This is a genomic window from Afipia sp. GW823-FHT06G09 (assembly GCF_058794875.1).
This window is the reverse complement of sequence record NZ_JBXAHF010000007.1, coordinates 71,999-93,642: the sequence shown is the minus strand read 5'-3', so window position 1 is coordinate 93,642 and position 21,644 is coordinate 71,999. Positions and strand designations below refer to the sequence as shown.

Genomic DNA, 21,644 nt, shown 5'->3' with positions numbered 1-21,644 from the left:
CGTCATTCGCAACTTTGTCCGGCGGCAATCCCGAACCCGTCTCGTCACCGGGCGGGAATCTAGTCTAGGCTAGCGAATAGCCCAGCTGCTATACAGGGACATCGTAAGACATCGAGCCCGTGAGACGCCGGATTAATTCCTCGATCAACGCTACCTTGGCCGCTTCGCCTAGGCATCAGTGCGTCATGATGGCATCACCGCAGCCCTGCGGGATGAAGTCGAAGCGCTCCACCGTCACGACGGTGACTGGCGACTACCCGGGCAGTGCGCATCATCCATCGCCATACGAGCGAGACCCCTCCGTGAAGCTCTACCAATCTTTTTTGGTAAGCGCGAGACAAGTTTCAGGACAACTTGGTGTGGTAAATTCGTTGGATTATGTTCGAAACATTCTGCTGCGAGGACTATTAACTGGCGACAGAGATTACGTTACACGGGTCGGTCCCAAAACGCGGTGTGCATGAAATTTCCGGCGGGCGCCCTTGAGGCCAAGCTAGCTTATCGCGGTGACGCAGGTCAAGTCGTGAACCCATAACGGATAGGTGGCAATGACTATCAGTGTCCAGACCTTTTACGATCAGCGCAGTGGCACCGCAACGCATGTTGTCACATGCGCTGCGTCCGGTTCTTGTGTTGTCATCGATCCAGTGTTCGATCTAGATCCAAAGTCGGGACGTACCAGCCGCGCTCCCGTTGACCGTATCGTGGATTTCATAAGGGCCGAGAAGTTGTCACTGGAATGGCTTCTGGAGACCCATGTTCATCACGATCACATCTCCGGCGCCCTGGCCTTGCGTGAAACGCTCGGCGGCCGACTGGCAATCGGCAAGCGCGTTGTGGAGGTCGCCGAAGTTATTCGCCAAGTCTATGCCCTGCCGCAAACGCATGCACGTCCGTTCGACCGTCTGCTGGATGAAGGCGACAGCCTGGGGTTTGGCGAAGAGACGATCGAGGTTTGGGCGACGCCGGGGCACACGATCGACCATTTGAGCTATCGCATCGCCGACACGATTTTTCTGGGCGACACGCTCTTCATGCCCGATAGCGGAACGGCGCGCTGCGACTTCCATCGCGGCGACGCCCGCATGCTCCATTCTTCGATCCGTCGTATCCTCGATCAGCCCGAAGAGACACGCTTGTTCGTTTGCCATGATTACGGCGCGGAGGGCAGCCGCCCGCCCGCCTGGGCAACCACAGTGGGCGCGCAGCGGGCCGAAAATATTCATGTCGGCAAGGGGCGGACCGAAGCGGAGTTCATCGCTCTGCGGCAGGAGCGCGATGCCGGGCTCGAAATGCCAGCGCTCCTGCTCGCATCCTTGCCGCTCAACATCGCGGCTGGGCGCTTCCCGGAGCCCGCAAGTAACGGGCGGGTCATTCTGCCGATGCCGCTTGATGTTCCGGTCAGTGCTCTCTAGCCGCCACCGCCCGAGCGTGGCTTCCACCGCCCCAAATACACGGGACACCGTGATGGATGAAATCCTGTCAACTGGCCGTCCGCTCGATTGCCTCGTTGTTGGAGGGGGCCCTGCGGGCCTGACTGCTGCGATCTATCTGGCGCGGTACCGGCGACGCGTCACCGTAGTGGACGACGGCGACAGCCGCGCACTCTGGATACCCCGTTCACACAACCATGCCGGCTTTCCCGACGGAATTAGCGGCAAGGAGCTGTTGAGTCGTATGCGCGCTCAGGCGGAGCTCTACGGTGCCGGAGTGCTGCGGGGCCGTATCGAGACGATCGAGGAGCGGGACGGCAGCTTTCTGGCGTGTGGTAACAACATCGCGCTCGAAGCGCGAACCATTCTTTTGGCAACCGGCACCAACAACCGGCGCCCGGACCTCGATCCCGCTATGCATCGGTCTGCGCTGGAGCGCGGTCTGCTGCGCTATTGTCCGGTCTGCGACGGCTTCGAGGCCGGGGACAAGGCTATCGGTGTTATCGGCGCCGATGCGCGGGGCGTCGCTGAAGCCTTGTTCCTGCGAACATATTCCGAAGACATTACCATACTCCCGGCGGGTGCAGTCGATATCAGCTCCGACGACCGCGCCCTTCTCGAACGCCACGGTATCCGCGTGGAAGAACGACCGCCCTTGCGCCTCGATTGCACCGGTAGTCGCGCGATAGTTCACTTTCGCGACGGCTCGCAGCTCAGCTTCGACACCATCTATCCGGCGCTTGGTTCCGAAGCGAACGACCATCTTGCCCAGGCGCTCTGTCTCGACATGGCGGATGGGTGCTGTATCGCGGTCGATCAAAAGCAACGCACTAGCCGAGGCGGCATCTACGCCGCAGGCGACATCGTCTTCGCGCTCGATCAGATCAGCGTCGCGATGGGCCACGCGGCAATCGCCGCCACGACGCTGCACAACGATCTGCGCAATCTAGACGGCTTAACGCGCCAGTAGTAAATCGGGCTGTGAAGTCGAGAATGGCAGCACAGACAAAACCTTCGAAGCGCTTGGAGCTGCCTGTCCAGAGCCGCAGTGCATCGCACCTCATCTCTTTGTCGTATTCAATCTGGACTGATGGCGGTTCTCGTGTGTTTCATGACGGAAGTGAAACAGCCGCGCTGTGTGGGTCTTCCATCAGCGCAAAGCAGGGCATTGGGACTGTGCCGATACGGAGGACATTAACTCGGTGGCAAAGTCAGTTGTAAATGTGTCGGACCGCGCGACGGTGCAGGCAGTTTGGCCAGGCTTGCGCTGTTGTGTGGGCAATGGATGAGGTGATATTGTGCACCGGTGATGGTCACATTCTCCCGTCACCGGGGGTGGGCGATCAAAGGAGTGATACAGCGTGAAATGGCGGTTCACGAGCGTGCTGTACAAAGGCAACGCCCGATCGCCCTTAAAAAGGTAGCGTTCCTTGATACCGAGGCCGAAGATGAGCGCAACATCAGAGAATTGCCCAGCGGGGCTCTGATCGCATCTTCCCAGCAGGTCGACTGCGACCATGGGGTGCCAGCATGTCCTTAACGTGAGCATTTGGCGCCTAAGTGTGCTAATATTTGGACATCTCGCTATATTTAGGGGCAGTCGCTTTTATGCTCAGGGCGCTTTCCAAACAATCGGCCCCACCGGTGGTGTTCGGACTTTTCGTGACGCTCATTACTTTGTCTGCAATACCTTTGGCGAAGGCAGACGCACTCGATTTGGCACAGGCTGGTTTTGCAGCGAAGCAGCGTCGCGATTGCGTGCAAGCCATTCAGCTTTTTAGCGAGGCAATTCGTCAGGGCAATTTCGATAGTGAGCGCCGCGGCTTCCTCGTCTACAGCCGAGGTGTATGTTACGAGGGCATGGGAATTAGCGACAAAGCGTTATCCGATTTCGACACTGCAATAGCGCTTTTGCCGAACTTTCCCAATTCCTACATCTACCGGGGCCTGATTTGGACATTCGAGCGCGAATACGATCGCGCCATCGACGACTTTCTTAGCGCGCGCCGACTAAGTCCCAGGGATCCGATGATTTTCAACAACCTTGCGGGCGCTTACGAAAGAAAAGGCGATCTGGATCGAGCGATCGAAAACTATGATGAGGCGGTTCGCCTTCAGCCGAGTTACGCAGAAGCTTATTACAACCGCGCTGCCGCCTTTCTGACGAAAGGCGACCTACAAAGAGCACTTTCTGATTACGACCAGGCAATCTCACTGCAGCCGACGTTTGCGGATGCAATCGGCAACAGAGGCGCGGTGCATCTGATGCTGGGAAACTTTGAGAAGGCGATCGCAGATTTCGGCGCGGCGATCCGCCTTAGGCCGGGGGACGCGAGCTTTTGGGCAAATCGGGCCAATGCAAATTTGACAGTAAGAAATTTTACTGCGGCGCTCGCCGATTTCGATCAGGCGCTCCAACTTGCTCCCGGAGACCCAGCCTATTATCTCGGTCGAGGACGCGCCCGATTGTTTGCCGGGGATAATACGGCGAGTGTCGAGGATTTCAAAACCGCGGTGCGTCTGCGGCCGTCCAATCCATATGCGATGATCTGGCTCCACATCGCTCGCGTGCACGGTGGAGAAAATGACCGCGCCGAGCTGACCGAGAACGCTGCAAAAGTCAGGCGAGACATGTGGCCGGCGCCGATGCTCGAGTATTATCTGGATGCGGTCGATTCGGGGCAAGTTCAGGCGGCATCCCGTATCGGGTCTGGCCAGGATCAAGCCAAGCGCGCGTGCGAAGCTGAGTTCTTCTTGAGCGAGTCCATTGTTCATGCCGGACAAGTCGATCAAGCGCGCGAACGTCTCAAAAGCGTAGTGGCAGGGTGCAAACTGTATGACGTCGTTTACAGCGCAGCATTGGCCGAGCTTAATTTACTTTCTAAATGATGGGCGACTCAGCTGTGCTCCAATCATTGACAGGGCGCGCAGAGCAGACGCGCGCCGACAATTTTGCGCATAATTGATTAGGCCCCTTAGCCTTGATCGGCAGGCTCCAAGCGTGAATGCGAAGGTCGGTTCCGGGACAAGGGCATGAGCAAAAACATCGTCATTTATTCTGATGGTACTGGGCAGGACGGTGGCGCCCGTCCGGAGCAACGCATCAGCAACATCTACAAGATGTACAGGGTCTCACGTAACCACGCGGATACGGCTGTCGACCCGACCAAGCAGGTCGTCTTCTATGATGCCGGCTTGGGAACCGATATCGGTGCCACCGCTTTCATCGCTCCCTTGCGATTTGTCCAAAAGATGCTGGGATCTGTTGCTGGCGATGGGATCAAACGCAATATCGCTGATTGCTACGAATTTATCCTCAACCACTATGAAGAGGGCGACCGGATCTTCCTGTTCGGCTTCAGCCGCGGAGCCTACACGGTGCGCAGCGTTGCCAACTTGCTGATGCTGTGCGGCATCCCGACCACGACGCCCGCAGGCCCGCTGCTGCGCTTTCGGAAAGCTGTGAAGGATGTCGCCTGGGAGGCGGTCGATACAGTGCTCGAACACGGCGCGGGTCACCCGCGCGAGCAGTTTGAGGCGGAGAGACTGGAACTGGCGCGGCGATTTCAACTCAAATACGGGTCTGGCGATGAAGCAAACTCGAATGCCGCCGCCTATTTCATCGGGGTGTTCGACACCGTCGCAGCACTTGGAGCAAGCGGCCCCAGGCGTCGCATGATCCAACTGGGCTTGACCCTCGGCGTTGCGGTTGCTGCGTTTATAGCTTCCCTTGTCCCTGCCGCGGTTGTCGGTGTAGTAACAGCCATTGTCTCGGGAGCAGGCCTGCTTTGGGGATTTATCGTCCCGGCGTGGTTCGTCACCCATCTGGCGATGTTGGGTGCCGTCCTATGGTTCTTGAATAAGCAGCGCACGACTAATCGTAAGACGATTTACGATTTCCCAAACAAGGGAGACCCGCCTCGTTCGCACATTGCGGAATGGACGGGAAAGAACTTCGACCGCCTCCTCAGCAAGCACGTTCGGTTTGCGCGATCGGCGAATGCGATCGATGAAGCGCGTAAGGACTTCGCCCGGGTCGGCTGGGGCGGCACCGAACCGGGGGCGCACCCTGCCACGCCTGGTTTTGATCGCATTATCCAGCTTTGGTTTGCGGGCAACCACTCCGACATCGGCGGGTCTTATCCGGAACCGGAATCGCGGCTGTCGGATATCGCGCTCTCCTGGATGTGCGAACAAGCGATTTCCGTCCCCGACGGCCTCATCACCGGCCCGATCTACGTCGACGGCGTCAAAATGCCGAACACCGGGGATTCTGGCCCCGCGCTAAACCTGTTTCCTCGGGCCGAAGGTGTGCAGCATTGCGAGATTGCCAGCATGCGCGACACCCTGGATAGTTACGCTGCCAGCTTGCCAAAATGGCCGTGGCTGCAGACTCTCGTCGGCGCCAAGAACTGGGACTTTGAAATCCGGGAGATCAATCCCAAAGCACCGGTGCACGCGACTGTCCGGGCGCGGTTTGACTTGCCGGAGGTTAGGCAGTGTGCGGGCGTTGGCGCGTACCGCCCGGACGCGCTGAAAAATCATGAAAGCTTCAAGCAGTATTACCAGCCGCTGACGAGCGCGGAATCCCCGGCTCATCTGCACCGAAGTCCTGCCGCATCTCTCGATCGCTCCGACTCGAAGGCCTGATGTTCGCGGGACGCTCTCGAATGCGTTTTTCCGACGCGAAATCCATTGGTCGGAGTTTTCACACCCTTCGTGACGCTGACGTGACACCTGCAAAAACTTAGCTGTTGCCAACACCCAAATGTCGTGCCGAATACCGGTCAAATGGGCGGGCGTAGGTGCAATGAGAAAGGCTTTTCTGGCGATGGTCCTGGCGGCAAGCTCGGCCGTCGAGGGGCAGTCGGCTGACCTTGGCAAGGTCAGCGCAAATACTCCTGTCGATTGGACCGGGCCTTTCGTTGGCAGTCATTTCGCCTACGCGAGCGGACATTCAAACTTTTCCTTGGTCGGGCCCGGGTTGCCGCCATCCTCGGGCGCGATCGACTTGACCAATCCAATCGATGCTTTCAAGGGGACGGGATCGTATGCGTTAGGGTTGGGTGGCGGATACAACTACATGCTGCCTTCGCGCATGGTCGTCGGCCTTGAGGCCGACATTTCCTTTCCAAACACGGTTTCCGGAATTGCCACAACGACGGGCGTTCAGGGTTCGCAAACGCTTACGCAAACCGTGCTGACATCTGGAACGCTGCGGGCACGTGTGGGATATGCGCCGGGCTCCTGGCTGTTCTATGCGACGGGCGGCCTCGCATGGAGCTATGATGAGGCGCAGCTCGGGCCGGTCGATGCTCCAGAAGACACAACCAAGACCACGCGACTTGGAACGGTGTGGGGCGTGGGTGCCGAACTCGCGCTATCGAACAACTGGTCCGCCCGGTTTGAATATCTCTCCACGAACTTCGGAGGGAAAGAGATTGGGTTCGGTGGAACCGCGCAGCGCCTGTCATCGGACCTCGCGGTTCAGACCGCCCGCCTCGGCGTCAATTACCGCTTTGGCAAGGAGGGACAGCGGGTTCTACAGGATGGCTTGACACCGTTCGAAACTGATCGGTTCGCTCTGCACGGACAGACTACCTACCTCCAACAATACGCAGCACCGTTTCGGTCGCCCTATATCGGCACAAACAGTCTCATCCCCAACCAGACCCGACAGACTTGGGATGTGACGCTGTATGCTGGATTTCGCCCCTGGTCAGGCGGAGAGGTCTGGATCAACCCCGAGATCGATCAGGGGTTTGGCTTGAGTTCGACCGTCGGTGTGGCCGGCTTTCCAAGTGGCGAGGCCTACAAGGTCGGAGCGGCGGTTGCCTACGCGCGCATCCCGCGCGCGTTCTTCCGTCAGACTTTCGATCTGGGCGGAGAGACGAAAAAGATCGACGCCGACATCAACCAGTTCGCGGGGAGCCAGACGTCGGATCGACTGATCCTGACCCTTGGGAAATTTGCGGTCACCGACGTGTTCGACACCAACAAATATGCTCATGATCCGCGCAAGGATTTCATGAATTGGTCGGTCGTTGACACCGGCACCTTCGATTACGCCGCCGACGCCTGGGGCTTCACCTATGGCGCCGCAGTTGAATGGTACAAAGGTGACTGGACATTCCGCGGCGGGATTTTCGATCTCTCCCGCGTCCCCAACAGCACCGAATTAGATCCGAGCTTTTCTCAGTTTCAATGGGTCGGCGAGATCGAACATCGGCATGAGATCTGGGGCAAGAAGGGGAAGGTTGCGGTCACGGCGTTTTTGTCGCGTGGCCGCATGGGGCGCTTGGACGAGGCCGTAACGCTGGCGCGGGCAACGGGAATGCCCGCTGATGTCGCTCTGGTCAGGCGATACCAAAGCCGAGCTGGCATCGGTGTGAACCTGGAACAGGAAATCACGGCTGACCTTGGTGTGTTCGCTCGCGCGGGCCTCGCTGATGGGTCAAAGGAAGCTTACGAATTCTCCGATATTGACTCGACGTTCGCTGCCGGGCTTTCGCTGACCGGTTCCTCCTGGAACAGGCCGAACGATACGTTCGGGCTGGCCGGCGTCGTCAACGGCATCTCGAGTGCCCGCCAGGCATATCTTGACGCCGGCGGTCTCGGTATTCTTGTCGGCGACGGGCGCCTGCCGAACGCCGGTCTGGAAAAGATTATAGAGACCTATTACAGCCTCCCAATCTGGTCGTGGCGTGCGACTTTGAACTATCAGCTTGTTACGAACCCTGCCTACAACCGCGATCGCGGCCCGGCTTCGATCTTTGGCATTCGGATGCGCACGCAGTTCTGACGCGTGCTTTGGGGCGGGCGCATCGCCGGGTCACGCTTGCTCGCCGCGGAATTGAAGACGCGTCGATTCCAAGCTGCTCCGGTTAGCTTTCACTCCGTCAGTCGACATCACTTTAGGTAAGGTCAGATCGGGCACTTTTATCTTAACGACCCTGCAAGGACCGCAGAGTTGTTGGAAATCCGAAACCGCTTCTTGACCGACCACGACGCGAGCCAAAAATTTTGTGGTAGATGGTAACGGGCGCTACGCGCGGGACGGACACATTCAGCAACAAACCCAACCGAAGAGCGGCCAGATGGAACGACGTAAAAATCCGCGGCGGCGTGTCCTGAAGAAAGGATCAATTCAATTTGGGGCATCAGCCATTGATTGCCTCGTACGCAATGTCAGTTCGGTTGGCGCGATGCTTGACGTCGAAAGTCCCGTTGGCATTCCGGTAGAGTTTGTGCTTGTCGTGCCAGTGGATGACATGCGCATGCGGTGCCGCATCATCTGGGCGAAGCAGAATCGATTGGGTGTTGAATTTCAATAGCCGCCAATCCGCTTAGTTTGCCATCGAAACCGGTGCACGCTCTTGCCGTGGCTAAAAGTATTTGAGAGCTTGACGCGCGTGCAAGCCCGTCAGCTATCACACCCGTCCGGGTAATAGAGGTTATTTTTCCGAACGCCGCGGTCACTGATTTCCAAACCGTGAAAGGACTTCAATAACACGGCATTCCCTGATCCTGCCATGATCGCTATTTTCGACCATTGCGCGTAGTTCCTTTCGCAGCGCCGTCAATCGTGCTATTTTGTGCTCGACATCAGCAAGATGAGCACGCGCAATCTGATCGGCCTCTTCGCAAGGCTCCTCCGGTAAACCCGCAAGGGCCAGAAGCTGCCGGATTGAATCCAGATCGAACCCGAGTTCCTTGGCGTGGCGAATGAAATTAAGGCGCCGGACGTCCACATCTTTGTAGACTCGTCGGTTTTGTTCGGTTCGCAACGCGGTTGGGACGAGGCCGATCTCCTCATAGTACCTGATTGTCGGCACGTTCATCCGCACCATCTCCGCAACCCTGCCGATAGACAGCTCGTCCTTCATCAGATTCAGCCCTTGCTCCTCAAGTGACTTGAGGATGTAAGCTCCTTTCTCGGTGATAATGCAAGGACCGAGAGGCCTCGATGGCCGAACGAGGTTTCGCATGAAGGTGCGAGCTTTTGGTTCAAGGGAGTACCACATGCCCCAGGATAAACCCGGTCAGCATCACGATCATCCGGGCCACAAACCGGGCGACGTCGATCAGCACGGCCATCGCGATAAGGCAGGCCAGAAGGAAGTCCCTGGCCAGCATCACGATCACCCAGGCCATAAGCCGGGTGACGTCGATCAGCATGGCCATCGCGACAAGGGCGGATCGGACAAGCGATAGCCCTTTTCAACCCCACCGTGGAGGGCGGACTCGCCCTCCACGGTTTTCTCGGCGCGCCCGACATCAACTGATGAGTTCCAGAAGATCGAGAACTGCATTTCTGGTCGGCGGCCTAATCGCTGTCCCACTGGCCGCGACGAACTTGGTCCTCGTGCTCAAGCGAATTTTCCCGGACAGCATCGCTGTGAATTTCATAGGCCCGGTGCTTTGCGTGCTCGGGGTTTTGCTATTGGTTATGTACCTCAGGCGCGAGCGATGAGCGGCGCTGCGAAAGTATCACCGACGGTCAGGAATACCGCTTGAGCGAAGCGCCGGAGACTTTAGACCCTGAAACAGAGCACCAAAGTCCGGTTGTCGGGACTAGCAAACCACGCCTGCTGAAAGTTCTTGGGCCTGGCCTCATTACAGGAGCTTCGGACGACGACCCCAGCGGCATCGCGACCTACAGCCAAGCGGGCGCTCAGTTTGGTTACGGCTTATCCTGGACGCTGCTTCTGACGTTCCCCTTAATGACCGCTGTTCAGATGATCAGCGCCAGGATGGGCCGCACGACAGGCCGCGGTCTCGCAGGGCTCCTCCGTCAACACTACCCGAGTTACGTCCTTCTGAGCATCGTCATTCCGCTGCTGATCGCAAATTCCATCAATATCGGCGCGGATCTTGGCGCCATGGCGGATGCCACGCGCCTGATCATTGGTGGGCCCCAAATTGTATACGTTCTTCTGTTCGCTGGGATCTCCACCGCGCTGCAAATCTTCATGCAATACACGAGCTACGTCGCCGTTTTGAAGTGGCTGGCTTTGATCCTGCTGGTCTACGTCGCGACGATGTTCATGGTCCAAGTGTCCTGGGGCGAAGCGCTATACCGGCTTGTGGTACCGGACATTACGTGGAGCAAAGAGTATCTGACTACGCTGGTTGCGGTCTTCGGAACCACCATCAGCCCGTACCTGTTCTTCTGGCAGGCTTCTCAGGAAGCGGAAGACGTCCGCGAGCTGCCGAAGCGACGGCCGCTCACGCGCGCACCACAGCAAGCACCGGCGGCGCTTGCTAGGATCGAGCTTGATACGATCGCCGGCATGGGCATCTCCAACTTCATTGCCCTCGCGATCATGATCACGACCGCAGCAACGCTGAACGTCGCAGGTGTCAAGGATGTCGAGACGTCGGCGCAGGCTGCCGAGGCGCTCCGCCCGATCGCCGGCCCCCTGGCCGAATTGGTCTTTGCTCTCGGTGTGATTGGGACGGGTTTGCTCGCGATACCGGTGCTGGCTGGCTCGGCGGCCTATGCGGTTGGCGAAGCGCGAAAGTGGCCAGTCGGTCTGGCGCGTCAGCCCCTTGAAGCCAAAGCGTTCTACATAACGATCGCTGTTGCGACGCTGGTTGGCATGACACTTAATTTCACACCGATCAATCCGATCAAGGCTCTGTACTGGACCGCGGTGATCAATGGCGTGGTGGCGGTCCCCGTGATGGTCATCATGATGCTGATGTCAGCTCAGACGAAAATCATGGGTGAATTCACAGTGAAAGGTTGGCTCAAAGCGCTTGGCTGGTGCGCGACGGCCATCATGGCGGCGGCTGTGGCCGCGATGGCGGCGACCTCATTCTAAGTAGTTGCTCGCCGTCCACCGAGCCGCGATGTCATAGCGAAGGGCCGTACCGAGCACCGGGGCCAGAATCGCCGGCCGTTTCGCACGTACTGCAGCATAACAGTTAGGAGATTGCATCATATCTATCGGCGATAGTCCCCCGGAAACACCATGTCCTGGTCGACAAGGACATTGAACTTGTATCCAGGGCGGATTTCCAAAGTCGGCTGTACGTCCATGTTGCGCGAGATCGTGCGCTCGGCCATGCGTCCGAAAGTTTCTGCAAACGATCGCCGGGCCGCATATTCGGCGGTGTTCTGCATTCCGAACGAATTACGATCGCGCGGGATCGCCATCTCCGTGCCGGCGCCGATCAAGGCGATCAGGATCGCAGAGCCGAAGGTCTGCAGCAGTTTGCGGTCGATCTTGTCGCTGAAGCCGCCATAGCCCTGCGCATCCGTGCCGGCCATGCCGCTGATCTGCAAGGTCGAGCCGTTCGGCAGGATGATGTCGGTCCACACGACGAGCACGCGCGACTGGCCGAAGGAGACCTTGCTGTCGTAGCGCCCGAGCAGTCGCGTCCCCTGTGGGATGAGCAGGCGATGGCCGGTCGCGCTATCGTACACGTTTTGAGACACCTGCGCTGTGATGCGCCCGGGAAGGTCGGAATTGATGCCGGTGATAAGAGTCGCCGGAATGACCGAGCCGCGCTTGAGTTCGAACGGCGATCGTTGCGGCACCACGGAGTTGGGCAGATAGCCGAGCTTGGTGAGGTCGCTGTTGAAGAAGCTCTCTTTCGATGTCTGCCCGTTCGGGTCGATGGGCTGCCCGGTCAAACCGGCGCGGAGCGCGGCCGCGTAAAGATCGGCCGCGCCCCCATTGCCAAGCGGGCTCGCGGCTCCCGGCCGTTGTGGCTGTTGTTGTGCCCCGGCGGGCGTCGCGGTCTGCAACTTGGCGAGGTTCACGCCAAGCGGTGAATCATAAGCGGTACTGTGCGCCTGAATGCGCGCCATGCGCTGTCGGTGTTGCTCGCGCAGATACTGCTCACGCTGCTCGCGCTCGATGCGGGCGCGCCAGGCCTCCTCGGATTCGATCGCCGGCCCCTCGCGCACCGGCTGGGGTGCGGGGGTGAACGGGTTCGCCGCCGGTCGCTCGGGCGCCGGCGGAGGCGCAGGCTGGAAGACTTGCGCCGGCGTCGGGTCCTCGATGATGCCGTCTGGCACATTGCGCTTCATCGCATCGGCGTAGGTCGAGGCGGGACTCGATGGCGGACCGTCGGAACCGCGATCGCCGCGGAAATACAATCCGCGCGTCGTGAGCCCATAGAGGATCACGCCAAAGAACAACACGACAAACACGATCGCAGCGATGACCGGCAGGCGGTTAAGACGACGGATCTTCGGCGCGGGTCCGCCGGCATTGAGATCAAGCGACTGCGCCATCACCGTCCTCCGCTAACCGCGTTGCATTACCGACACGGGACTCGTCGGCTTCGCGCCCGAGGCCGTCACCGTATAGGCGCGGCCGAGATCGAGTTGCTGCGTCGACAGTCGCGCGAGGATCGTGCCATCGAGATTGTCGACGACATACGCAAGAGCGATCGCCTTCTGATCGGTTCGCTGATCGGTCGCGACCGCGTAGCCCCACCCGCGCAGCGCCGCCTCGAGAGCCTGGCCAAACGGCGAGCCATCGGATTTCAGGATGATGGTCCCGGTCGCCGGGCCGACATGCTCGGCGAGGCGGCTGACCATATCGCCGGCAATCGCGCTTGCAGCCGCCGGCGCCAGCTCGACACGCGACGAGCTGGCGACAAGGCCTGGTCGGCCGAGCGTGCTGCACGCTCCGAGCAGCAGCGCGAACAGACCAACGGGGAAGACTCGACGCGTGATCATGTCATCCTCCCCGCCGGATCGTAATTTTCTCCTGAGTCCACCATCCGACGCCGGAGACGAGCACCGCTTCATCGATATGAAAGTCGACGATCATCATCGAGCCTTTCATGCGATAGTTGACGATGCGGTTCTCGCCGCCCGAGATCGCGAAGAGCACGGGCGCGTCCGCGCCGGCAAGCGATGACGGAAACTGGATGTAGGTCTTCTGCCCGTCAGAGTAGACGCGCGTCGGCCGCCAGCTCGCATTGCCGCTCACGTAGTAGGCGAAGTTGAGTTGCTCGGCCGGGACGTCGGCGCCGGGGATCGTGCTCGCCTCGAGGCGCGCGTTGATGTCCGCCATCCGCGCACCAACGCCCTCAGGATATTCGAAAGCGACCCGCGCCATGTATTGCGTCGCGTGCGATTTGAGCTGGAGGTGATAAGTGCGCCGCGACGTGGTGACGACCATCGAGGTCAGGAGGCCGGGTTCTGACGGCTTGACGATCAGGTGAATCGCTTGCCCGCCCGGTGCGCCCGATGTCGCCGGCTCGACCTTCCACCTAACGGTGTCGCCGACCAGCACGTCGCGTACCACTTCGCCCGGCTGAAGCTCGATATCGCAAACCTGTAATGGCGAGCACACGATGGACGGCTGGATCTCACCATAGAGAAAGATCACCTTGCCGTCCGGCCCATACGTCACAAGACCTGGGGCGGCTCGCCAGCGTCCGGACAGATGCGTCCCCTTCATTTCATTTCGGTTCAAGCGCTGGGCGGCGGCGGAATCAACCAACAGCGTCGTAAAGGCGGCTGCAAAGGCGATGGTGATGATTGGCAGTCCGGGTCGGTTGAATGTCATGACTGTTTACTCCGCGGTCTGCTCATAATTGTGCCGTCCAATCAAAGTCCCTTAGGTAAAGGCCGATGGGATTGAGGCGAATGGTCTGCTCATCCTGGGGTGGCGCCAGCGTCACCGTGGCAACACCGCGAAAGCGCCGCGTCGAGAGCTCCTTGCCGCGACGGTCGCGCTCGATCTCAGCCCAATCGACTTGGTAGCTCTGGTTCGACAGCGCGACCACGTTGCTGACCTCGACCGAGACGGTTGCGGTACGCGCCTTGTTGAATGGCGAGTTCGCACGAAACCAGGCATTGACCTTCTCGGTCGCCGGATCGGCGGTGCGCAGCAGCGCATAGGTCCGGTCGATATATTGCTTCTGGACTGCCGTATCCGGTGAGACCGATCTAAAATTACTGACGAAACCCGCCAGTGTTGCTCGTACCACGCGGGCGTCGGCATATTCGATCTGTTGCGGAAGGCCCGCTGTCACGGCGCTGCCAAGTTTGTCGACTTCTATAATGTAAGGGACCAGCTTGACCTGGGTGCTCTGATAGAGCGCGTAGGATGTGCTGATCACCGCCAGAGCCATGCCGGTAATTCCGACGATCCGCCACGCGGCCGCGGCTTTCACATAGGAGCCGTAGCGCTCATTCCACTCCTGGCGTGCCGCGAGATACGGATTCTCCGGTGTCGTCTGTATCGCCATCCCCCACCCTCGCTGCCCCTATTGGCGTTCGTCGGCATTGTTGTTGCGCTGCCCCGACGAGGACCTGTTTCTCCGCTCGTCGAGCTTCGCGTTCGCGAGCCCGAGCGTTGATGCACCCCACGTTCCCGGAACGCCGATCGCTTTGTCGCGCGCCGCGGACGACAAGGCGCCGCCCGCGGCGCCGATTGCGTCGCTCATCCCCCTGAGCGCCGCCGCCCCGAAGGAAGCGCCGCCTGTGCGCGCGTCGGCATAACTCGCAGCGCCCATCCGCGCCGCTCCAGCGCCGAGCGAGGCTGCGCCAGCCGCCATCGAACCCGCGCCCGCGGCGAACGCGGCCGTTTGGCTGCCAGCCCGTATCGCTTCCATGCCGCTCGAGACCGACGCACCCTGCACCACGCCCTGAATGATGTTCGGAACGTACATCGCGATCATGAACACGACGACCGAGATGCCAGCGATTGCGAGCGTCGACAGAAACTGGTCGCCGGTTGACGGCGAGTTCGCAAGGTTGACCAGGACCTCCGACCCGATGCGCGCGATCATCACCAGCGCCATCAACTTCATGCCGACAGAGAACGCATAGATGAGATAGCGCACGGCAAAATCTTTGGTGAACGAGCTTCCACCGAGGCCAAGCATGATCATGCCGGCAAGAAGCCCCACATACATCTCCACCATCACTGCCACGAAGATCGCCGCCACCAACGCGAAGGCGACCACCACGACGATCATGGCAAACACGGCGGCGATCGCGAGCGCATTGTCCTGGAACAATCCGAATTGCGCCTTCGACGACAATGCGGACGCGACCTTGAGTCCGGCGTTGAAGACGTTCGCGGGACTGGCTGCGCCGCCACCGGCGCCGATCTGGAACAGACTGTCGACCACAGCCTTGGCGAAGCTTGGGCCGCGTTCAAGGATGAATGCGAACAAACCAATGAAGAGAATACGCCGTACAAGCTCGCTGAACCAGCTATCGAGCGAGGCCGCTTGCAGCGCAAGCCAGACTGCGGCGATACCGATTTCGATACCGGCGAGGATCCAGAACAGCGAGCGTGCCGCCTGCAGGATCGTCGTCTCCCAACCGCGCGCCGCCGCGACCACCTCGTTCTCAAGATTGGTCAACAGACTGCCATCCTGCGCCAGCGCCGGAGATACGAGCAGAAGCACTACGGCGATCGGCAGCAAAACACGTCGCATTGTCGGCATGACCGTCCTCAATCCTTCCAGCGCGGCCGCATGGGCTGTCCGCCGGTTGTGTCGTAGTCAGGCTTTGCCTCGAAGAATCCGGATGGCTTCTGGCTTGGAGATGGGGCGAATCCCAACCACAGTCCGCCGCCGGCGAGCACGACAATTGTGATAATGACGACGAGATGGAGCGGCCTCACCAGCGCGGCTCCATCGTCTGCCCGCCCGATGTCGAGGGCGAGCTTGAGGTAAAGAACTGGTCGCGGCGTGCCTGCGCGAGATCATCCTTGGCTTGCTGCGATTGAAACCAGGTGCCCATCATCGTCACTTGTTGCGAGAATAGTGCGCGTAGTTTCTGGGTCTGTGCCACCTGCTGGGCGGCGATCTGATGGCCTACCTGCAGGGCCTTCATCTGACCATCGGCCGTTTGCGACATGCTACGAAGCTCGCCCATCGTCGCTTCTTCCGACGTGAAATGATCCGAGGTCAGCCCTGCCGCCTTCAAGCTCGCGCCGATCGTGTCGCGATTCGTCGTCGACCAATTCTGCCAGGTCGACGAGAAAGTCGAACCTGTCGGCAGATTGGTCTTGAAATCGGCATAGCTCTTGAATCGTTGTTTCAGGACATCGTCGGCATTTCCCATCGAAAAGGCGATACCCTGCCCCTGTCCGACGATATTGCGCAACTGGTTGAGATCTCTTTCGACTTGTCCCCAAATGTGCTGGGGAAGCTGCGCGGTATTTTGCAGCATGTTCTCATAGATTCGAAGCTGGTTTTGAATCTGTTGGGCGAGCTGTGTGATCTGCGTGATTTGATTATTGATCTGTTCAGTCGATTTGCCGACCACCGCAATCAATTCGGAATTGTTGAGAAGCTGCGTCCATTCGGTTGCGCCCCCACCAATCACGCCGCCTCCACCGGCCGCCGCAGGCGTGGCGGCTATTGCGCCGGCAAAAGTAGCAGCAATCACGGCATTACGCTGAAAGAAGCGTCTCAGCATCAACCACTCCTCTTGCTTGCAACCATCCTGCCGGCCAATCGGGACCATGCGCTTGGCGAAGTTCACCAATCCGAGCGAGATCATCCTTTCCGGTTGCGCCAACGAAGGCGAGCGTCACCGGACCGAGCGCCATGTCGAAGAGACGCCGACCGACGGGCGAAACGACGTAGTATTCCCGCTTAGGGATTGCAGTTGCCACAATCTCGATCTGCCGCTCGTTGAAACCGATGCGCTCGTAAAACTCGCGCGTTCCGGTCTCACGCGCCCCGCCATTCGGCAGGCAGATCTTCGTCGGGCAGGACTCCTTAAGGACGTCGATGATACCCGAACGCTCCGCGTCGGAGATCGACTGCGTCGCGAGGACGACCGCGCAATTCGCCTTGCGCAAGACTTTCAACCACTCCCTGATCTTGTCGCGGAATGTCGGGTGACCCAACATCAACCATGCCTCATCGAGGATGATGAGGCTCGGCGCACCGGTAAGACGCTTCTCGATGCGGCGAAAAAGATAAAGCAGGACCGGAACGAGATTGCGCTCGCCCATGTTCATGAGCTGCTCGATCTCGAAAGTCTGAAACTCCGACATCAACAGGCCGTCCTGCTCGGCGTCGAGCAGATGACCCATCGGTCCATCAACCGTGTAGGAATGCAACGCGTCCTTGATCTCGCGGAGCTGAACGCCGGACACGAAATCCGACAGCGAGCGCCCGCGCGCGTTCGCCATTAGCGCGATCTGCCGCGCGATGGCGTTGCGATGATCCGGCGTCACCTTGACGCCCTGCAACGCCACCAGCGTCTCGATCCACTCGGCCGCCCAGGCGCGATCCGTGTCGTCCTCAAGCTCGGCGAGCGGGCAGAACGACAGGCCCTCCCCTGCCCCGACGTCATAGTGGTCGCCGCTCGCCGCCACCGTCAGCGGAAACATAGATCGACCTTTGTCGAAGCAGAAAAGCTGCGCGCCGGCATAACGCCGAAACTGCGCGGCGATCAGCGCGAGAAGCGTCGACTTGCCCGACCCCGTCGGACCGAACACCAAGGTATGGCCGACGTCATCCACATGCAGGTTCAGCCGGAAAGGGGTCGAGCCGGAGGCGACCTGCATCAGCGGCGGCGCGCCCGGCGGATAGAACGGACAGGGCGCGATCTGGCTGCCGGACCAGACCGCGTTGAGCGGAATGAGGTCGGCGAGGTTGCGGGTGCTGATGAGCGGTTCGCGGATGTTGGCGTACCAATTGCCCGGCAGTGAGCCGAGAAACGCTTCCGTCGCGTTCAACGTCTCGATCCGCGCGCCAAAACCTTCCGCCTGGATGAGGCGCCGCACTGCTTCGGCCTTCTCGCGCAGGCGGCGCTCCTCGCTGTCGAAAATGACGACGACCGGCGTGTAATATCCGTAGGCGACGAGGCCCGACGACGCCTGGCCGATTGCGTCTTCGGTTTCGGCGACCATCAGGACCGCATCCTGATCGATCGACCGCGAATTCGTCTGGAAGAGCTGATCGAAGAACGGCCGAACCTTCTGCTGCCACTTCTTGCGCGTGCGCTCGAGACGGACGCGCGCTTCCTGGTCGTCCAGGAACATGAAGCGGCTCGACCAGCGGTAGGTGAGCGGCATGAGATCGAGCGCGTTGAGAATGCCCGGCCAGCTCTCGGCCGGAAAGCCGTCAATGCCGATCACGGCGAGATAGCGCTCGTCGACCATCGGCGACAGGCCGTGGTGGAATTCGGCCGTCACTACGAAATCGAGATACATCGGAATCTCGGGAAGCCGGATCGGATGATTCTCGCCGGTGATGCAGAAGCGCACGAACTGAAACAGTTCGTCATAGCGTGCGCGGCGCACGCTGCCCTCGTCCTCGACCTCCTGCGTTTGCATGCGCCGGATCGACAACACGTTGCCGAGATATTGCTCGACCTCGCGGATCGAAGTCAGGAAGGTTTCGAGCGTCTTGTCGGCAAAGGATGTCGAGCGGCTTTCGTCGTCGGAATAGACATAGCGCGCCAAACCCGACTTGCGCCGCTCGGGCGGCCGATAGGTCAGGATCAGGGCGTGTTCGCTTTCGAAATGTCCGCTCTCGGCCTCGAAGCGCCGGCGGCGTTCATTGTCGATCGCGCGTGTCACCGGATCGGGAAAGTGGCTGTCCTCGCGCGCGGGATAGGCCTGCGCCGGCACGCGCACAGCCTCAACCTGAATCATCCATCCCGAGCCGAGCCGCGCAAGCACCGCGTTGATCAGCCGTGAGATCTCGTTGCGCTCCACATCGGTCGAGCTTTCGCTGTCGGGCCCGGCGAAGTACCAACCCGCCATCAATGAGCCGTCTTTGAGGAGAAGCACGCCCGGCGCAACGAGACCGGCATACGGCAGCAAGTCCGCAAAGGACGGTCCACGATGTCGAAAGTCGCGCAACGCCACCATCGTCAGCCTCAGTACTTGCGCCAGGGAGTTGACGTTGGGCGATAGCGCGGCTGGTAACGGATGTGCCGCAGGTACACCTGCCGCATCATCGGGTCGACCTTCGCCATCATGCGCAGGATGCCGACGATGCCGCTCCACACGAGGAGCCCGAGCAAGACCGAGAACCAGGTCAACACCACGAAAATCAGGATGACGGCGGCGAGACCGGTCATCAGTACCAACTCGCGGTCGGCGCCAAGCAGCAGATTCGGACGTGACAGTGCGCGATGAATCCGCGACGGATGCAGATTGGAGAACCTCTCAGCCATGCGGCAGATCCTGCTGCTCGCTGGCCTCGACGGTGCCGATCGATGCGCCGGATGCGCCGAACAAGCCGACAATCTGTGTTGCGCCGAGCAGGATGCCGGCGACCAGCACGACGTACATGAGCCGCCGCGCGAAATCGTTCAGCTCGCCGCCGAAGATCAGCATGCCGCCGGCGACCGCGACGGCCGCCAACGCAATGAAGCCTGCGACCGGCCCGGTGATCGATTGCTGGATCTGCTGGAGCGGCCCCTCCCAAGGCAGGCCCCCTCCCCCGCCCGCCAATGCGGGTTGCGCAGCAATGACCAACGCGACGCATGTGACGAAACCAAGCGCAAGGCGACGTTCAAGCGACACGTTGCTCCTCCTCCCGGCAGGATTGGATTTGATATTCGCCGCGGGCGAAGCCCTCGACATGGAGAATGTCGCGCACGATGCGGCCGCGCGCTGTCTTCTCGATCGAGACGATAAGGTCGACAGCTTCGCCGATCACCACTTGCATCGGCTGCTGGCTCGCCTCCGCCGTGAGCTGCTCGAGGCGCGTGAGCGCCGATTGCGCTGAATTCGCGTGGATCGTGGTGATGCCGCCCGGGTGGCCGGTGTTCCACGCTTTCAGAAGGGTGAGCGCGGCACCATCGCGGACCTCGCCGACGACGATGCGATCCGGTCGCAGCCGCATCGTCGACTTCAACAGGCGGCCCATGTCGATGGTGTCGGTCGTATGCAGGGCGACCGCATTGTCGGCGACGCATTGCAGCTCGGCCGTGTCCTCGAGGATGACGATGCGATGGTCGGGCGCGGAGGCGACCATCTCAGCGATGACCGCGTTGGTGAGCGTCGTCTTGCCGGAGCCGGTGCCGCCGGAGATGACAATGTTCATCCGTGACGTCACGGCGTTGCGGATCATGCGCGCCTGCGGCTCCGTCATGATCCGGTCGCGCACATAAGCGGCGAGCGGGATCACTTGCGAGGCGCGCCGGCGGATCGCAAAGGCCGGTCCGGACACGACCGGAGGCAACAGTCCTTCGAAGCGGTGAGCGCCGATCGGCAGCTCGCCGGACACGATCGGACGTTCGTCGTCGACCTCAGAGTTGAGGGCATGCGCGACACTGCCGATGATGATCTCGGCCGCGGCGTTGCTCATCTGGCCGACGCGGGCGATCCCCTGCCCTAGCCGCTCGACGAACAGATGGCCGTCGGGATTGCACATCACTTCGACCACGCTCGGATCGTCGAGCGCCGTGCAGATCGTGTCGCCGAGCGCCTCCTGCAGCTTGCGGACGAGACGCGGATGGGAGCGTAGTTGCACGGAACGCCTCCCGCTCTATGCCGCCGCCTGGCGGAGACCGCCGAGGTCGGAGCGGTAGCCCGGCGGCCGGACCGTCGCGAAGCTGGCATCATCGGCCGGAAGAGCGCCGGCGACGCTCAGCGTCTCGCCGATCATCCGCGGCTCGCCGAGGCGCCGCATCGGCCATCGCGCCCGGTGCAACAGCCGCTCGAACCGCACGTCGGTCGCGGTGACGATCTCCCGGTAGCCCGCCCCCATCGACCATTCGATGATTGCCGCGAACAGCGTCAGGGTTGCGCGGTGCAGGCCACGCGCCGTCACCGCCTCGACTGCGCCGGTGTCGACGCAGAAGCGGGAGCTTTCGATCATCCGGGGATGGGCTTCGAGCCGTCCGCCGGCCAGGAGCTGCGGAAAGGCGTCGGCCAGCATAGTCGGTCCGGTCGCCGGCAGGAGCCGGGCGCACCCCAGCACCAGCCCCCGCTCGGCGACCACGAGAATGTAGACCGGGTTCAGTCGATCGAAACCGTCGGTCTCCACCCCGTCCTCGATCTCGACATCCCACCCCAGCCGTCCGCCGAACACCTTTGCTCTCAGGCGGTGCATCTCGGCGATCAGATCGCCGAGCGTCCCCCTGTCTTCCGGTCTGATTGCAATTGCCCGCATCGCGCCCCCCGCCGTTTCGGTTGCAGGCGGCGAGAGCAACACGCGGGTTTCGAACTGTCAGACCGTCGAATCCGACAGGTGTCGCTGGGCTGAGTCGCGCGAATGGATGCTGAGCGCAGACGAAGCGAGCGTGGT

21 protein-coding genes are annotated in these 21,644 nt (G+C 60.6%); 7 read left to right on the top strand and 14 right to left on the bottom strand.

Going from position 1 to position 21,644, the window contains the following annotated elements:
• Nucleotides 1-548: 548 nt before the first annotated feature.
• The 6 genes from AC1Q67_RS24700 to AC1Q67_RS24675 all read left to right on the top strand — a co-directional run bounded on the left by AC1Q67_RS24700 (nt 549) and on the right by AC1Q67_RS24675 (nt 8,767).
• The gene (locus tag AC1Q67_RS24700; protein WP_054164243.1) at nt 549-1,415 is read left to right on the top strand and encodes an MBL fold metallo-hydrolase; all 867 of its coding nucleotides are present in this window, start codon (nt 549-551) and stop codon (nt 1,413-1,415) included.
• Between the two features lie 52 nt (nt 1,416-1,467).
• Nucleotides 1,468-2,403 (top strand): NAD(P)/FAD-dependent oxidoreductase, encoded by a 936-nt coding sequence (locus AC1Q67_RS24695; RefSeq protein ID WP_054164242.1) that lies wholly within the window; start codon nt 1,468-1,470, stop codon nt 2,401-2,403.
• 692 nt (nt 2,404-3,095) lie between these two features.
• Nucleotides 3,096-4,322, top strand: a complete 1,227-nt coding sequence (locus AC1Q67_RS24690) for a tetratricopeptide repeat protein (protein WP_245290684.1) — start codon at nt 3,096-3,098, stop codon at nt 4,320-4,322.
• 144 nt (nt 4,323-4,466) lie between these two features.
• Nucleotides 4,467-6,083 carry a T6SS phospholipase effector Tle1-like catalytic domain-containing protein gene (locus tag AC1Q67_RS24685; protein ID WP_054164240.1) on the top strand — a complete coding sequence of 539 codons (1,617 nt, stop codon included), beginning with the start codon at nt 4,467-4,469 and terminating at the stop codon, nt 6,081-6,083.
• Nucleotides 6,084-6,264: 181 nt separating this feature from the next.
• On the top strand, nt 6,265-8,235 hold the full coding sequence (locus AC1Q67_RS24680) for a carbohydrate porin (protein WP_156332574.1): 1,971 nt from the start codon (nt 6,265-6,267) through the stop codon (nt 8,233-8,235).
• 295 nt (nt 8,236-8,530) lie between these two features.
• Nucleotides 8,531-8,767 (top strand): PilZ domain-containing protein, encoded by a 237-nt coding sequence (locus AC1Q67_RS24675; protein WP_082364133.1) that lies wholly within the window; start codon nt 8,531-8,533, stop codon nt 8,765-8,767.
• A 141-nt stretch (nt 8,768-8,908) separates the two neighbouring features.
• Here the strand turns inward: AC1Q67_RS24675 and AC1Q67_RS24670 are convergent, their stop codons facing one another.
• Nucleotides 8,909-9,319, bottom strand: coding sequence for a MerR family transcriptional regulator (locus AC1Q67_RS24670; protein ID WP_054164266.1), 411 nt, complete (start codon nt 9,317-9,319; stop codon nt 8,909-8,911).
• A gap of 121 nt (nt 9,320-9,440) precedes the next feature.
• Nucleotides 9,441-9,611 (bottom strand): hypothetical protein, encoded by a 171-nt coding sequence (locus AC1Q67_RS24665; RefSeq protein WP_197279906.1) that lies wholly within the window; start codon nt 9,609-9,611, stop codon nt 9,441-9,443.
• Between the two features lie 335 nt (nt 9,612-9,946).
• Here AC1Q67_RS24665 and AC1Q67_RS24660 point away from each other — a divergent pair, with 335 nt between their 5' ends.
• On the top strand, nt 9,947-11,260 hold the full coding sequence (locus tag AC1Q67_RS24660) for an NRAMP family divalent metal transporter (protein ID WP_054164237.1): 1,314 nt from the start codon (nt 9,947-9,949) through the stop codon (nt 11,258-11,260).
• A 122-nt stretch (nt 11,261-11,382) separates the two neighbouring features.
• Here the strand turns inward: AC1Q67_RS24660 and trbI are convergent, their stop codons facing one another.
• From trbI to traI, 12 genes are read right to left on the bottom strand one after another with little or no spacing between them, the layout of a single operon-like run.
• Nucleotides 11,383-12,681, bottom strand: coding sequence for an IncP-type conjugal transfer protein TrbI (gene trbI / locus AC1Q67_RS24655; protein ID WP_492237822.1), 1,299 nt, complete (start codon nt 12,679-12,681; stop codon nt 11,383-11,385).
• 12 nt (nt 12,682-12,693) lie between these two features.
• Nucleotides 12,694-13,131, bottom strand: a complete 438-nt coding sequence (gene trbH, locus AC1Q67_RS24650; RefSeq protein ID WP_492237820.1) for a conjugal transfer protein TrbH — start codon at nt 13,129-13,131, stop codon at nt 12,694-12,696.
• A 1-nt stretch (nt 13,132) separates the two neighbouring features.
• A complete protein-coding gene (gene trbG, locus AC1Q67_RS24645) occupies nt 13,133-13,969 on the bottom strand; it encodes a P-type conjugative transfer protein TrbG (RefSeq protein WP_492237819.1) in 837 nt (278 codons plus the stop codon).
• A gap of 22 nt (nt 13,970-13,991) precedes the next feature.
• Nucleotides 13,992-14,654, bottom strand: coding sequence for a conjugal transfer protein TrbF (trbF, locus tag AC1Q67_RS24640; RefSeq protein ID WP_492237817.1), 663 nt, complete (start codon nt 14,652-14,654; stop codon nt 13,992-13,994).
• An 18-nt stretch (nt 14,655-14,672) separates the two neighbouring features.
• Nucleotides 14,673-15,863, bottom strand: a complete 1,191-nt coding sequence (gene trbL / locus AC1Q67_RS24635; RefSeq protein ID WP_492237815.1) for a P-type conjugative transfer protein TrbL — start codon at nt 15,861-15,863, stop codon at nt 14,673-14,675.
• 8 nt (nt 15,864-15,871) lie between these two features.
• Nucleotides 15,872-16,042, bottom strand: a complete 171-nt coding sequence (locus tag AC1Q67_RS24630; protein WP_453997962.1) for a DUF2749 domain-containing protein — start codon at nt 16,040-16,042, stop codon at nt 15,872-15,874.
• Complete coding sequence (trbJ, locus tag AC1Q67_RS24625; protein WP_492237813.1) at nt 16,039-16,842, bottom strand: P-type conjugative transfer protein TrbJ; 804 nt, start codon at nt 16,840-16,842, stop codon at nt 16,039-16,041. The genes AC1Q67_RS24630 and trbJ overlap by 4 nt, the downstream gene beginning before the upstream one ends.
• Nucleotides 16,817-19,255 (bottom strand): conjugal transfer protein TrbE, encoded by a 2,439-nt coding sequence (locus AC1Q67_RS24620; RefSeq protein ID WP_453997964.1) that lies wholly within the window; start codon nt 19,253-19,255, stop codon nt 16,817-16,819. The genes trbJ and AC1Q67_RS24620 overlap by 26 nt, the downstream gene beginning before the upstream one ends.
• Nucleotides 19,256-19,263: 8 nt before the next feature.
• Entirely contained in the window at nt 19,264-19,563 is a 300-nt protein-coding gene (locus AC1Q67_RS24615; RefSeq protein WP_492237811.1) for a conjugal transfer protein TrbD, read from the bottom strand.
• Complete coding sequence (locus tag AC1Q67_RS24610; protein ID WP_492237809.1) at nt 19,556-19,915, bottom strand: TrbC/VirB2 family protein; 360 nt, start codon at nt 19,913-19,915, stop codon at nt 19,556-19,558. Before AC1Q67_RS24610 ends, AC1Q67_RS24615 begins: the two co-directional genes overlap by 8 nt.
• Entirely contained in the window at nt 19,905-20,867 is a 963-nt protein-coding gene (trbB, locus tag AC1Q67_RS24605) for a P-type conjugative transfer ATPase TrbB (RefSeq protein WP_453997967.1), read from the bottom strand. The genes AC1Q67_RS24610 and trbB overlap by 11 nt, the downstream gene beginning before the upstream one ends.
• Before the next feature lie 15 nt (nt 20,868-20,882).
• Entirely contained in the window at nt 20,883-21,509 is a 627-nt protein-coding gene (traI, locus tag AC1Q67_RS24600) for an acyl-homoserine-lactone synthase (protein ID WP_453997968.1), read from the bottom strand.
• Between the last annotated feature and the right edge of the window lie 135 nt (nt 21,510-21,644).